The organism is Bacillus sp. MBGLi79 (genome assembly GCF_002953915.1).
Genome location: NZ_CP026521.1, coordinates 625,475 through 639,255 on the forward strand (window position 1 = coordinate 625,475; position 13,781 = coordinate 639,255).

General features: G+C 39.6%; 12 protein-coding genes and 1 pseudogene. 7 read left to right on the top strand and 6 right to left on the bottom strand.

Going from position 1 to position 13,781, the window contains the following annotated elements:
• Window positions 1-8: 8 nt before the first annotated feature.
• From C1T29_RS03285 to C1T29_RS03295, 3 genes are all read right to left on the bottom strand, one after another.
• On the bottom strand, window positions 9-470 hold the full coding sequence (locus tag C1T29_RS03285) for a CarD family transcriptional regulator (RefSeq protein WP_208945615.1): 462 nt from the start codon (window positions 468-470) through the stop codon (window positions 9-11).
• A gap of 795 nt (window positions 471-1,265) precedes the next feature.
• Window positions 1,266-2,150, bottom strand: a complete 885-nt coding sequence (locus C1T29_RS03290; protein WP_095432075.1) for a DMT family transporter — start codon at window positions 2,148-2,150, stop codon at window positions 1,266-1,268.
• A 241-nt stretch (window positions 2,151-2,391) separates the two neighbouring features.
• Window positions 2,392-3,273 (bottom strand): AraC family transcriptional regulator, encoded by an 882-nt coding sequence (locus tag C1T29_RS03295; protein WP_103749738.1) that lies wholly within the window; start codon window positions 3,271-3,273, stop codon window positions 2,392-2,394.
• Between the two features lie 113 nt (window positions 3,274-3,386).
• On the opposite strand from C1T29_RS03295, the gene C1T29_RS03300 reads away from it, so the two are divergent.
• Window positions 3,387-4,313: a DMT family transporter gene (locus C1T29_RS03300; RefSeq protein ID WP_095432074.1), complete on the top strand. Its 927-nt coding sequence runs from the start codon at window positions 3,387-3,389 to the stop codon at window positions 4,311-4,313.
• Between the two features lie 172 nt (window positions 4,314-4,485).
• Here C1T29_RS03300 and C1T29_RS03305 read toward each other — a convergent pair whose 3' ends face one another.
• Entirely contained in the window at window positions 4,486-5,358 is an 873-nt protein-coding gene (locus tag C1T29_RS03305) for an AraC family transcriptional regulator (protein WP_095432073.1), read from the bottom strand.
• 224 nt (window positions 5,359-5,582) lie between these two features.
• Here C1T29_RS03305 and C1T29_RS03310 point away from each other — a divergent pair, with 224 nt between their 5' ends.
• The 4 genes from C1T29_RS03310 (at window position 5,583) to C1T29_RS03325 (ending at window position 9,747) form a co-directional block, all read left to right on the top strand.
• Window positions 5,583-6,971, top strand: a complete 1,389-nt coding sequence (locus C1T29_RS03310) for an aminotransferase-like domain-containing protein (protein ID WP_142393709.1) — start codon at window positions 5,583-5,585, stop codon at window positions 6,969-6,971.
• A 113-nt stretch (window positions 6,972-7,084) separates the two neighbouring features.
• Window positions 7,085-8,380: an MFS transporter gene (locus C1T29_RS03315; protein ID WP_103749736.1), complete on the top strand. Its 1,296-nt coding sequence runs from the start codon at window positions 7,085-7,087 to the stop codon at window positions 8,378-8,380.
• A 230-nt stretch (window positions 8,381-8,610) separates the two neighbouring features.
• Window positions 8,611-8,979: a hypothetical protein gene (locus tag C1T29_RS03320; RefSeq protein ID WP_095432070.1), complete on the top strand. Its 369-nt coding sequence runs from the start codon at window positions 8,611-8,613 to the stop codon at window positions 8,977-8,979.
• A 174-nt stretch (window positions 8,980-9,153) separates the two neighbouring features.
• Window positions 9,154-9,747, top strand: a complete 594-nt coding sequence (locus C1T29_RS03325) for a YdeI/OmpD-associated family protein (protein ID WP_103749735.1) — start codon at window positions 9,154-9,156, stop codon at window positions 9,745-9,747.
• A 153-nt stretch (window positions 9,748-9,900) separates the two neighbouring features.
• Here C1T29_RS03325 and C1T29_RS03330 read toward each other — a convergent pair whose 3' ends face one another.
• Both C1T29_RS03330 and C1T29_RS03335 read right to left on the bottom strand, forming a co-directional pair.
• Window positions 9,901-10,560 carry a hypothetical protein gene (locus tag C1T29_RS03330; protein ID WP_071582092.1) on the bottom strand — a complete coding sequence of 220 codons (660 nt, stop codon included), beginning with the start codon at window positions 10,558-10,560 and terminating at the stop codon, window positions 9,901-9,903.
• Between the two features lie 451 nt (window positions 10,561-11,011).
• Complete coding sequence (locus C1T29_RS03335; RefSeq protein ID WP_103749734.1) at window positions 11,012-11,875, bottom strand: DMT family transporter; 864 nt, start codon at window positions 11,873-11,875, stop codon at window positions 11,012-11,014.
• 154 nt (window positions 11,876-12,029) lie between these two features.
• Here C1T29_RS03335 and C1T29_RS03340 point away from each other — a divergent pair, with 154 nt between their 5' ends.
• Complete coding sequence (locus tag C1T29_RS03340; protein ID WP_103749733.1) at window positions 12,030-13,421, top strand: MocR-like pyridoxine biosynthesis transcription factor PdxR; 1,392 nt, start codon at window positions 12,030-12,032, stop codon at window positions 13,419-13,421.
• A gap of 175 nt (window positions 13,422-13,596) precedes the next feature.
• Window positions 13,597-13,710 (top strand): annotated as a pseudogene (locus tag C1T29_RS03345) (hypothetical protein); the annotation flags it as partial.
• Window positions 13,711-13,781 lie beyond the last annotated feature (71 nt).

The window sequence follows — 13,781 nt, forward strand, 5'->3', positions numbered from 1 at the left end:
AATGAACTTTAACTGAAAATTTTTATTTGATTTTCATTGATTCCTTTAATTACTTCCAGTTCACTAATCAAAAATTCATATGCATTATCCAACATTTTTTTTTCGCTTGCATTAAGTGCTTTTTCTTTCTTCATGCGCATTAAATCACGTACAACTTCAGCGCCTTCTTGTATTTCACCCGTTTTTATTTTGTTCGTGTTTACTATATACCTTTGCTTCCACGGCAGTAACCTATCTGATTCTCCATGCTGAAAAATGTGTATAATGTGTTTTAATGCACGGATATCAGTAACTGGTCGTATACTTGAACTCAATATTTTACGCGTTGGAATCATAACTGTCATATTACTGATTGACATTCTTATGACATAATACTGTTGTTTTTCCTCTAAGAATTCTTTTTCTTCTATGGCTTCAATTATACCTGCTCCGTGCATTGGATAAACAATGTTATCGCCAATTTGAAACATATCATCCACCTCCATATATGGTAACCTTCTTAAGATTACCATATATGGAGGTGGAATATCAAACTTTTAATAATAACATGATCGAATTTTTGGTGTCAATAACTTTTTTCAAAAAAACAGATTAAGCAAAAACAACATCAAAACAATAGGGAGCGTGTCGGATTCCCAATAAAGGAAAGGTCAAGTGACCCGTGTATATCCTGAAACCTCGACTTATTAACATAGATCAGTTTTTCATTGAAAATGAGTTATTCAATCTCCCTTAGGAATTCATGACTTGGCTCATAAAAAAATGTTGGTATGAAATTAGACAGGCGGTTACTTTAACAGACAGGTTACCAGTGGCATGTTTGCTAATCGATATGGGCACAAATTTAATCATAAATTTCTAACAATAATTCGTGGATAGAGAGTGCAATGAAAACAAGCTTTCATAACTAGTGATATGGTTTTAAATGTTGAGGACTTAGTTGGTGAATAACCCGTGATGGTTCAAGTCTCTCGGCCCAACCAATGATATCAAGGGATGAAGACCTTGGGATTTTTTTGTGCTTATTTTTAAATGATCTACTGCCCACAAACGGCCACTTACTTCATGATGCATGTTCACTTATCTTGCGGACAGAAAAAGGTTTGCTGACAGGGAATTTGACAACCATCAAATGAGTATTGAGGCGAAAAGAAAAATAAAGAAAGGAGAGATTATAAATGAAGACCAGAAACATAAAGAAGTAAAGTGGAAAGAAACAAAGTTAATTGAAAAGCAAACTATATAAAATAGTTTGCTTTTTTTGGTTATGAATTCACTTGTTTTTCTTTCTCTTTAATCACTAATAAAACACCGCTAAGAATTAAAAACGAACCTATCCAAAATGTCCCGCCTATTTGTTCTCCCAGCAGAAGCCACCCAAGTAATGTTCCAACCAGAGGCTGAAAAAAGAAAAAGAGGCCTCCACTTGAAGCGTTTAATAATTGTAACCCGCGATTCCACAATAAAAAGGCACAAGCTGTTGAAACAATTCCCAAATACAGAAGACCACCTAGAATTTTAGGGTCAAGCAGCTGGGATGTGAAAATCGTGCTAGGTTTTACAAAAGGAGTTAGCGCCACAATGGCAACAAAAGTTGAATACGTTGTAACAAGTATAGGTGAATAACTGCTTGGAACGCGTTTGATCAGCACTGACATAAGTGCCCATGTAAGTGCTGCAACAAGCAGAGAAATACCGCCAAGCTGATGAGATGTATCAATATGTCCGTTTCCCACAATACATAATACACCTATGGTCGCTAAAATAATTGAGATTCCTTTTTTGATAGTCAATGGTTCCTTGAGTAATAGACGAGCGAATATAACCATAAACGCTGGTGTGGAAGACGTAATAATTGCTCCCATTTGTGCTGAAGACAACATCGTTCCATATTCTTGTGTAACAATTGAAATCGTGTTGCCAACAATTCCAATAGCAATTATTAACAAAAGGTCGGGTTTATGAATTTTCCAAGATTGTCTCTTTATGAAACCAATGATAAGAAGTGCAAGGATGGCGATTACGTACCTCATCCAAACCAGTTCAAAAGGCGGAATCACTGCGACAACAACCTTAACCACAACATACATGCCATCCCAGATACTAGCGGCTAAAGCTAAATATATAGAACCTAACAAGGTATTTTTCATTTTTTAGTTCCCTCCGTATTTAAAATTAGGTCATTACATGCCCTAACGGAGAGAAGTAGTCACTTTACTCCATTAAGGGCGGAGCAGTGCTACTGGAACATCATTTTCAAATAGTGGAGCTAAAAACATGTTGATATCACCTCGATTTTTAAGTTGTTTCTCATTATACAATGCCGTTTTTAAAACCGTAAACACTTTAAAGGGTACCATTAACAGGAACCCCATTTCTAAACTTGATAAATTAATGCTTCATATGAATTTTTTTGTATGTTAATGGTGTCATTTTCATCGCTTGTTGAAATTTACTTATAAAATAACTGGTACTGTTAAATCCAACTTGATAAGACACGTCTGTCACATTGGAGTCAGGGTGCTGCAGTAATAATAAGCTTTTTTGAATTCTATAATCCATTACATAACGTAATGGCGTTTGATTCAGCATTCGTTTAAAATAACGGCAGCATTCAGAACGGCTCAGTTGGCCAGCTTTTGCAATGTCCTCTAATGTGATTTTTTCAGCATAATGGAGATGGATCCAGTTTAACATTTGTTTCATTCGGTGGCTTTTTATCATTTCAGATTGATCGTACTCCAATTGAAAGCCATTAATGACCAGGTTTTTCCACATTAACGTTAATTGCATGGTAATGTCAATCTCATAAAGTGATGTCTTTTGTTGAATCAATTGATTTATTTTTTTTACAGCTTCTAGAATGTTTTTTGCCCAATGTTGATTTCCGTCCAAATATAAATAGGATAAATTGGTTGAAAACATATAGGGCTGAACGTAGCTTGAATAAAGTTCTTGAGATAAAACGAAATGGGGTGATACATTTAAGCAAATATACGTACAATCCGAGCCATCCTTTTCTTCTGCCATGTGCAGGCAGCCACTATTGATAAATAATCCATCCCCTTCTTGAACCACTATTTTTTCTTCATTTATTTGAAAGACAGCTATACCTTTTAGTATCAAAACAAATTGAATTTCATCATGCCAATGAAGCGGAATATAGCCATTTATATTTTGATTGATCCTTGTCTCGTAACAGGCAACTGGTAATTCTACCGTCCGGTGCTCTGTTAATTCTTTTAAATTTTGATCGATCACAAAATTCTTCATTCGGACATCCCCACCTCAATATATTTATATTTTTTTATTATATTTGAGTATTTTTTATAAAGGTATGCATTTATCATAACACTATTATTATATTTATTAGTGAGGAGTCATGTATGAATACTTCCAAAAGAGCAATAGGATTGTTCTATGTTATAACAGGGGCTACATGTTGGGGAATTGGAGGCACAGTAGCCAAAAAACTTTTTCAAGAATATCAAATTGATGTCAATTGGCTTGTAACGACACGCTTGCTTACGGCTGGAATGCTACTTTTGATGCTTCAATTGTTCAGAAAGGAACGGTCTCAGGTTATTGGGGTTTGGAAAAACAAAGCGTCAGTTGGTCAGCTTCTAATTTTTGGCTTATTGGGAATGCTTGCTGTGCAGTACACATATATGGCATCCATTCAACACGGGAATGCTGCCGTTGCTACATTATTGCAATATTTATCCCCAGTAATCGTTATTATCTACTCGCTTGTGCGAAAACAAACTGTTCTTGCCAAACAAGATATCATTACTGTTGTACTTGCTTTAGCGGGTTGCTTCTTTTTGTTAACAAATGGTTCAACGTCCCAACTTTCAGTGCCGGCAGCTGCAGTAGTATGGGGAGTTTTATCAGGATTTGCGGCAGCTTTTTATACTTTATATGCCGTTGGTTTATTACATAAATTTGATTCTCTTGTTGTAGTGGGGTGGGCGATGGTGATCGGCGGTTTTGCATTGAGCTTTATCCATCCGCCATGGCAGCTGGATTTTCAGCGTTTACCCGTTGAAGCGTATGCATATATCTTATTCGTGATATTATTTGGAACAATGACTGCGTTTTGGTTCTTCATAAAAAGCTTGGAAAGCCTTTCTCCAAAAGAAACAAGCCTGCTTGGCAGTCTAGAGCCTCTATCAGCAGTTGTAACAACTGTCGTTTGGTTAAAAGCGCCATTTGGTTCTTTTCAATGGGTCGGTGCTTTCTGTATTATTGGGATAACTTTAATATTGGCTTTAAATAAAGAGCCTTCTATGCAGAGTGAAAAGTCGATATGAAAGATTAGGAATCATGCAAATCGGGATATATAAGGGCTTGAACGGTCCAGCAATGAAAAACACTGGTGGAGTTTGAGCCCTCTCGGCTGCATCAGGGATACCAAGGGGATTGCCGCCCTTGGTATGATTTCTTCAAGAACCTTCAATGCCTCTTCCCTGATCGAAAACAGTATTACTTTTTTGCAATTGGTATCCAAATTTCACTTTTAAATGATGGTGATGTTACATCCTTATGCTCATTCCACAGTATTTCCGGGCCTTCTATTTGTTCGTAATTTGACGATGGAAACCATTCGGAATAAATGCGTCCCCACACTTCTTGCAGTGTATCCGGAAATGATCCAATGGCTTCGAATACCGCCCATGTTGAGGCAGGAACTTCTAGCTGTGAGAGGTGATTTGGACACTGCTTTGTTGTAGCTGCACCAATATAGTGATCAAGTTCTCCTTTTTCCTCTGTCCGACCTTCAGAAAAATTTGTGGATGCGCTAATGAGCCCTAATGGTGCTACATTAGAAAGCGATTTTAGTTCACTTATTGCTTCTTCATCTAAACTTTCCCACATAGCTGCAATTTCCGGATGAATCCCTTTGAAAATAATAGGAACTCTTTTTGTAATCCCAACAATGCGAAATGCCTCTTTTTCTTCAATGCGATAGTTCATTTCACTTCCTCCTTTGATTGATAATTGGAAGGTCATTTTTGGATAAGCTTTAAGAGAATGGCCATTAAGCCTGGCTTTTGATGGGTTTACGCCATGTAAGTTTTGGAATGCCCGTGTAAAAGAATCTGGTGAGTTATAACCGTACTTGATTGCGATATCAATCACTTTTGCATGGCTGTCTTTCAGTTCAAAAGCTGCAAGAGTAAGTCGTCTGCGGCGAATATATTCCGATAATGAAATACCTGCAAGGAAGGAAAACATCCTTTTAAAATGATATTCAGAGCAGAAAGCAAGCTTTGCTGCTTCTTTAAAATCAATATCATGAGTGAGGTTTTCTTCAATATACTGTAATGCCCTGTTCATACTTTTAAGCAAATCCATTTATTTGGCCTCCTTTAACCAAAGAATAACAGGAGTGAAATGTATCTATCCGACATTCTGTGCACAGTTTTGCAGGATGCTTATATGAAATAAAGTAAGTGATTCACTTGTATTTGTACAGGTTTTATTGAAGCATGCTGTTCACAAAAGGCATCAATAAAAGAAAGTTATAATTGTCTTATAAGCAGCACATTCATATAATTGAGTGAAAAAGGGTGCGAATCATGCCTATCAATTCTTTTGAAAACTATCCGATGAGCTGGAAGCCATCGATTGATAAAGCTGAAAAGCCTATTTATAAAGCAATTGCAGGGCAATTGGAACAGGATATTATAAACGGAGTATTATTACCTGGAACAAAACTTCCTCCGCAGCGAGAATTGGCCGATTATTTAGATTTAAATGTGAGTACGATTTCCAAAGCGTTTAAAGTGTGTGAGTTAAAGGGGCTGCTGAGTGCGACTGTAGGGAGCGGCACATTTGTATCGTATGATGCGTTATCGAATGCGTATTTACTTGAGGATACAAAGCCGACACATTTAATTGAAATGGGAGCAATACTTCCAGATCACGCTTCATATGAGCCCTTGTTACACCAGCTGAAAAACATGGTTCAGGAGGAGGATTATGAAAAATGGTTTAGCTACGGCCGGGCAGGTGAAAGCCTTTGGCAAAAGGATGCAGCTGTAAAGCTCATCCAAAGAGGCGGATTTGAAACAACTGTTGATCACATTTTATTTGCAAATGGGGGGCAGAATGCGATTGCTGCAACATTGGCGAGTCTTTGTAAGCCTGGAGATCGCATCGGTGTTGACCATCATACGTACCCTGGCTTAAAAACTGTTGCATCATTGCTTAGTGTGCAAATTGTACCGATAAAATCAGAAAACGATGAAATGAGTCCGGAGTCACTTGAATATGCGTGTAAAAACGAAAATATTAAAGGTTTATATTTAATCCCGGATTATCATAATCCGACGACTTCCTTTATGTCTGTTGAGAATCGAAGAATGGTTGCAGATATTGCAAAGAAATACAATCTGTTTGTTATTGAAGATGCATCGTACCATCTTCTCAACAAACATCCGCTTCCGGCACTCGCTTCATTCGCACCGCAACAGGTTATTCATATTGCAAGTTTATCAAAATCGTTAGCGCCAGGCCTGCGTTTGGCTTATGTAGCAGTGCCGAGGCAATATAAGGAGCTAATATCAAAGGCGCTTTATAATTTAAATATAACCGTTTCCCCGCTATTAGCTGAACTTACTGCTCGCACGATTGTATCAAATCAATTTGAAGTCTTAATTGAGCGTCATCGTGAACAAACCATTCGCAGAAATCAACTCGTAAACCGATATGTTGCGGGATATACATGTTTAGGCATTGAAACAGGCATTTTTCGTTGGTTGTTGTTACCGGGTAAAATGACTGGTGCCGAATTTGAAGAGTTGGCTGCGCGACATGGCGTGCAAGTGTATGCGGCTGAACGCTTTGTAGTGGGAAATAGTTGTCCTGAAAGAGCTGTAAGGGTTTCTGTCTGTGCACCGAAAACACTTGAAGAGCTTGAGCAAGGATTAATGATCCTAAGACGTTTGCTAGACGGCCTTACCTAATATTGTTTGCCATACAATTATGACATTGTATGGCTTTTTTGTGCATGTTATGATGATCCACATCTAGAGGAAGGTTTATATAAATTTAGGCTTTTAGAAAGGAAGGTCAGAATATGGCAGAAAAGGACAGCGTAAAAGCAATAGACGTCCATACAGCTTCGTTACAAAGCTACATCAATTCCCCAGAAAAACAAAAATCGTTATACAAGCGTACATTATTCGTTGTGAGTATCTCACAAATTTTTGGCGGTGCAGGGCTGGCGGCAGGGGTGACTGTCGGTGCGCTTATTGCACAGCAAATGCTAGGCACCGATGCGTTTGCGGGTCTGCCTTCTGCTTTATTTACTTTAGGGTCAGCAGGATCCGCATTCATTGTTGGCAGGCTTTCTCAACGTTACGGCCGTCGCACAGGTCTTTCAGCTGGCTTTATGATTGGCGGACTTGGAGCAATAGGAGTGTTGATGGCAGCAATTTTAAATAGTATTTTCTTGTTATTTGCATCATTGCTTATTTATGGTGCAGGAACAGCCACAAATTTACAAGCCCGTTATGCAGGTACAGACTTAGCAAATCATAAGCAGCGAGCGACAGCTGTTAGTATGACAATGGTTTTTACTACATTTGGTGCAGTCGCGGGTCCAAGTTTAGTGAATGTGATGGGGGATTTTGCTCTTTCTATTGGTGTTCCTTCACTTGCTGGTCCGTTCATTTTAGCCGCAGCGGCATATATGTTAGCAGGTGCAGTCCTTTTCATCATGCTTCGTCCAGATCCATTAGTTATAGCAAGAACAATAGAAGCGGCAAATGTAGAGCCTGGTAATAAAGGACATGTGGCGGCTGCTGAGCATACAGAAAACAAAAAAGGCATCATCGTTGGGGCAACGGTTATGATTCTTACTCAAATTGTAATGGTAGCTATTATGACAATGACACCGGTTCATATGAGTCATCATGGGCATAGCTTGGGTGCTGTCGGTCTTGTTATTGGTTTTCATATAGGTGCTATGTATCTCCCTTCACTGGTTACAGGTGCCCTTGTTGATAAGCTGGGACGTACTGCGATGGCGATTGCTTCTGGAACGACGCTTCTTCTGTCAGGTGTAATAGCAGCATTTGCTCCAGGTGATTCTATGGTTTTTCTTATCATTGCTCTTTCTTTACTTGGATTAGGGTGGAATTTTGGCTTGATAAGCGGGACTGCCCTTATTGTAGATTCAACTCATACTGCCACACGAGCTAAAACGCAGGGGACAGTGGATGTTCTGATTGCCTTGTCAGGAGCTGCTGGCGGAGCATTATCTGGAATGATTGTGGCAGGTTCAAGTTTCCTCGCATTATCACTTACTGGAGGGGTTTTGTCCTTATTACTCATTCCGGTGGTGGTATGGTCTAGGGCTGCTAAGGTGTAGGATTGTTTATATTCCATTAATTTGTTATATTGTTAGATAAAGGTTTGTGAGTCGTTTAATATTCAAACCAAATATGAGTTTTTTCTTTAAATCTAGTTAAATAAGACATTTTGCTAAATATGACTTATCGATGTGACATATGAATGCATACCTTTCATTAGGTAACATAAAATGGTAATCGGCGTTAAAAAAAGGCCGGAATACTCGCTTTAGGTGAAGGAGTCATAACGTTGTTAAAAAGAATTTCTCTTGTTTTTGTTACATTAATGATGTCCATCGTTGCTGTTTTAGTGGCTGCCAAAGACTCCCCTGGAGATCACGTCATTTCATTTGATCAGCCTATTATCTTATTAATCTCAATTGGGATCGTTGTATTTTTATTTATCCCGCCATTAGCCATGTCTTTTTTCGATAACGGGGTTGTAAGAATCATATCAGGGGTATACCAATGTTTTATCGTTTTCGCTTTTCTGGGGCTCATTCCAATTGGATTTCTTATTCCCAATGGTTTTTGGACAATTATGGTTTCTATTGCAGGCACTTTAGTCAGTATAGCTAGTGTTGCAGTGACTTTATGTATTGGGAACAAAACAAGGTGAGAAGGCTATATGGGCCTTCTCTTTTTATGTTGTTGCATCATCTCCACTTTCAGCTTAATCTATTACATAATAGAGCAGGAATATATATAAGAATAAAATAAACACCGCGATGTCAAAAACACGAGGAACCAATTAGCCTTAATTAAAAATGCTTGGAAAGAGGGGAATTCCTTCATGACAAATAGCAGAACGAATCCGAAGGTTGATGATTTTTTAAATAAAGCGAAAAAGTGGAAGGAAGAATTTGAGAAGTTGAGAACCATCATTCTTGACTGTGAGCTGACTGAAGATTTTAAGTGGATGCATCCTTGTTACACATACAATAATAAAAATGTCGTTTTAATACATGGGTTTAAAGAATATTGTGCGCTTCTGTTTCACAAAGGTGCCTTATTACAGGATGCCCACGGAATTCTTATTCAACAAACGGAGAATGTACAGGCGGCGCACCAGATTCGGTTTACCAGTGTTCAGGAAATAAATGAGATGGAAACCATTTTGAAAGCCTATATTCAAGAAGCCATTGAAGTTGAAAAAGCGGGTTTGAAGGTGGAAGTTAACAACAATATTGAATTGAACATTCCTGAAGAACTTCAAAATAAATTCGATGAAATCCCTGAATTGAAAACTGCTTTTGAAGCATTGACCCCGGGACGGCAAAGAGCATACACTCTTTATTTTTCTCAAGCCAAACAATCCAAAACCCGAGAATCAAGAGTTGAAAAATATGTGCAAAAAATTCTCGATGGAAAGGGATTAAAGGATTAGGAATGATCTATTCGAACGACGATAAACAGTGCCTATATAGGCAAACGCAGCTTAATAGGATAGTTTCTATAGAAGAAAAACAAGCATAGTAAGATGCTTGTTTTTTCTATCTGCCCATTATGAATTAGTCAGGTGCAGACAAACGTAAACTGTTTAATGAATCATCATGATAGTAATGAGCCGCTTGATTTTTTCATCATCGCCTGTATCAACGTACACTTTTTTTTTGTTTTTTATGATACTCTCAGTCACTTCCCGCATGACGCCTTTTTCGAGATTATCAGCGGAATCCCAGCGTAAAGGCACATTGTATACATGAATCGTGCCATCCCCATTACCATGATAAGTGACTGATCCATCCACTAAACGAGAACCTGCTAACTGGGTCACATCTTCTGGATAGCTGGCACTTGTATCATCATTAGGGTTAATTGGCTCACCAGCTGAAATATGCCGAACATGTAATTCATCTATCTCTTGATTGGGTCCAAGTTGAAGCCAAACTCTGGCATATTCGATTTTCTCAGAAGGGTATGCTGCCAATACATTGTCTTCTTTGCTTTTCTCTTCTTCTGAAGTGGTCTCATTTGAAGCTTTGGTTGCGGGTTCTTCTGATCCTGTTTTTAGCTCTAATTCATCCTTGCGTATTTTGGTGCTGTCTTCAGTCTCAGTGTGTTTTTCGTCAGATTGTACAGCAGAAGCTTGATTTGAAGGTTGTTGTGCTTCTTCATCCTTACTGCCCGTACATCCAGCAAGTAAAATCATGAGCAGCAGGGCGGTATTGCAATAACAAATCTTTCTGTGTTTCTTCATTCTTTCATTCCTCTCCATTAACTCAAGTCAGCTTCATATATAAGTTTTATCTATCTAAATATTACCATGGAATAGATAGGATGTTAAAACGGTTTAAGAAGAGGAAGCGATCTTAAATAGCATCGCCAAAACTTAAGAATTCTTTAGAAGTTTTGTCCCTTTTTTCTTCAGGTTTTGAATGTAGAGTGGGATATAAATGCAAAACAAATACGATATGCCTTATCCGCCTCGTGCCATGGCAGAAAAAGTGGGGGATTTGTTAGAACGGATTTATAATGGCGGTTAAAAGGGTGTTGCCAATCGTTGCGAGTAAGTCGGTGACTTATTTGTCTAAGCGGATAACCTGCGGGATTCAAGTCGCCTCGACCGCATACAAAATACCAAGGGTTGCTGGCCCTTGGTATTTTTATGCCTTCATGCATTTTTGAAGTTTATGCTTAAAGGTCTGCCTTTACTTTGCAAATCGCCGAGCAGCAGCAACGCACATGATAACGGCGATATTTACTGCTACGAGTGTCCAGCCCACTTTCTCGTGCAGAATCACTGAGGCAAGCAGCAATCCAAAAAAAGGCTGGAGAAGCTGGAGCTGCCCAACCGCCGCAATTCCCCCTTGTGCAAGACCTCGATACCAGAACACGAAGCCGATCAGCATGCTGAATAAGGATACATATGCAAGACTGAGCAGCGCGGGAACGCCGATGCCCGACCAGGAATCCGGCGTAAAAAAGAACGACAATGGCAGCATAAGAGGAAGCGACAGGACGAGTGCCCATGAGATCACCTGCCAATTCCCAAGATGCCGTGAAAGCTTGGCCCCTTCTGCATAACCAAGACCGCATACAACGATGGAAGCCAGCATGTACACATCGCCTAGCGGAGATGAACCTCCCCCTTGAATCAGGGCGAAACCTGCTACCAGCAAGCTGCCGGCAGCTGAGAAAATCCAGAAGACGGGCCGAGGGCGTTCACCCCCGCGCAGTACGCCGAAAACCGCCGTTGCGAGTGGAAGGAGTCCAATGAAGACAATGGCGTGTGCGGATGTGACATGCTGAAGCGCTAAAGCTGTCAGCAACGGGAAACCAATCACTACGCCGAACGCGACCACTAACAATGAAATGAGGTCTCTTTTGGCAGGATGCTGCTGCCGGAAGATGAGAAGGAGACCTCCCGCCAGTACACCAGCTATCGCAGCACGGCAAACGGTGAGAAATAACGGATCGAAGTCTAACACAGCCATACGGGTCGCAGGCAGCGAGCCGCTGAAAATGAGTACGCCTATAAAACCATTTATCCAGCCATTTGTTGTTTTGTTCATTATAATCACTCCACATATGTTTCTTGTTCATTGTCTGTATTTTCTTAACAAAGCCGGTAGCTAAGGATTACAATGACTATAAACTGGAATTGGCCTTTTTTAAACGGCCAGTTTTCATAAAAAAATGCATACCAGTTAGGAGAACAATGTGCAAATGGATATCACGCCTTTTTTGAATAGAAATCTGGATCGTCCGCTTTATCAACAGCTTTATCGGTATTTTAAAGAAAATATGCATCAGGGCCGTATTCAAAAAGGAATGAAGCTTCCTTCAAAAAGGCTCCTGGCGAATCAGCTTTCCATCAGTCAAACGACTGTAGAACGTGCCTATGAACAGCTCGCTGCTGAGGGCTATATTGTGAGCAAGCCAAGAAGCGGGTGGTTTGCTGATTATCATAATTCTGATTTTGCCTATGGCAGAATGCCAAGCACAGCACCCATTCAACAAGAAACAGAAGAAAGCAAACAATGGATTGATTTTCACTATGGAAATGTAGATTCTTCTTACTTCCCTTTTTCCGCATGGAGAAAAAGCATGGTCAATAGTTTGGACCGATATGGACACGAGCTTTATCGGCCGGGACATGTGTTAGGGGAGTTTGAGCTGAGAACACTCATTGCAGAGTACCTGTATCAATCTCGGGGAGTTCATTGTGCCCCTGAACAAGTGATTATAGGTGCCGGGAACCCTATTCTTCTGCAAATCTTGTGCCAAGTTTTTGAGCCGAATATTTCTATAGGATATGAGGACCCTGGTTATCCAAGAGCACGCAAGATTTTTGAAGCCAATCGCATGAAGATTGTTCCAATACTAGTTGATGATGAAGGAATCTGTATACAGAAGATCAAAGAACAGCAGCCAAATCTTGTATATGTCACACCTTCCCATCAATTTACGCTGGGAACAATCATGACGATCAATAGAAGAATTCAGCTCCTCAAATGGGCGGCTGAAAATCAATCCTTTATCATAGAGGATGACTATGACGGGGAATTTAGGTACATAGGACAGCCGGTTCCTTCTCTGCAGGGGCTTGATCAGCATAACCGCGTCATTTATATGGGCACTTTTTCTAAGTCTCTTTTACCCTCGTTGCGTATCAGTTATATGATTCTTCCTTCGCCTCTTTTAAAAAAGGGCCATGAAATCACGTCCTTATATAAGCAAACGGTGTCCTGCCACAGTCAGCTAACGCTAGCTGAATTTATAAAAAATGGAGAGTGGCAGAAACACATCAACAGAATGAGAAAACTTTACCGTAAAAAAAGAGCCATTGTATTAGAGGCAGTGCAAAGGGAGTTAGAAGAGCATGTCAGGATTCGCGGAGAAAACTCTGGACTTCGTATCTTACTTGACGTTTATTTGCCATTTGGTGAAACAGAGTTAATTGAGAAGGCGAAAAAACATGGCGTAAAAGTTTATCCTGTTTCTCCTTCTTATCAACATCATCCTCCTGTAAAAAGGATCTCACTTGGATTTGCAGGGGTGTCTGAATCAGACATAAGAGAAGGCATAAAAAAACTCAAAGCCGCTTGGGAGATATGAGGGAGCTTTCAGTTTTGCGAAAAACCCAAGTGACGATTAAGTGTTGAGAGATGTTCAGTTTCCAGTCTATGATAAGCCTTGCGTCATTCCATTCTCTTAAACGAAAACCAGAGTTTTTGATTTGCTCATCACAGTGCTAAACTAAACATAGATAATAAAAAATAGAGGTGTAAGAATGAAGTTAGATGAGTTTACAATTGGCCAGATTTTCAAAACGAAATCATTAAAGGTAACAAAAGATGATATTATGCGGTTTGCGGGTGAATTTGACCCTCAGTATATGCATGTGATGTTTTGGCGATAAATTCATCTTTTAAACGGTCACTTTTGAGCAATTTCCACGATAGCACTTCATTTTCA

Excerpts from the sequence above, each read along its gene's own strand:
- C1T29_RS03295 (WP_103749738.1), bottom strand. The coding sequence starts at position 3,273 with ATGAAGAATTTTGTGATCGATCAAAATTTAAAAGAATTAACAGAGCAC.
- C1T29_RS03315 (WP_103749736.1), top strand. The coding sequence starts at position 7,085 with ATGGCAGAAAAGGACAGCGTAAAAGCAATAGACGTCCATACAGCTTCG.
- C1T29_RS03285 (WP_208945615.1), bottom strand. The coding sequence starts at position 470 with ATGTTTCAAATTGGCGATAACATTGTTTATCCAATGCACGGAGCAGGT.
- C1T29_RS03300 (WP_095432074.1), top strand. The coding sequence starts at position 3,387 with ATGAATACTTCCAAAAGAGCAATAGGATTGTTCTATGTTATAACAGGG.
- C1T29_RS03305 (WP_095432073.1), bottom strand. The coding sequence starts at position 5,358 with ATGGATTTGCTTAAAAGTATGAACAGGGCATTACAGTATATTGAAGAA.
- C1T29_RS03330 (WP_071582092.1), bottom strand. The coding sequence starts at position 10,560 with ATGAAGAAACACAGAAAGATTTGTTATTGCAATACCGCCCTGCTGCTC.
- C1T29_RS03290 (WP_095432075.1), bottom strand. The coding sequence starts at position 2,150 with ATGAAAAATACCTTGTTAGGTTCTATATATTTAGCTTTAGCCGCTAGT.
- C1T29_RS03325 (WP_103749735.1), top strand. The coding sequence starts at position 9,154 with ATGACAAATAGCAGAACGAATCCGAAGGTTGATGATTTTTTAAATAAA.
- C1T29_RS03310 (WP_142393709.1), top strand. The coding sequence starts at position 5,583 with ATGCCTATCAATTCTTTTGAAAACTATCCGATGAGCTGGAAGCCATCG.
- C1T29_RS03335 (WP_103749734.1), bottom strand. The coding sequence starts at position 11,875 with ATGAACAAAACAACAAATGGCTGGATAAATGGTTTTATAGGCGTACTC.
- C1T29_RS03340 (WP_103749733.1), top strand. The coding sequence starts at position 12,030 with ATGGATATCACGCCTTTTTTGAATAGAAATCTGGATCGTCCGCTTTAT.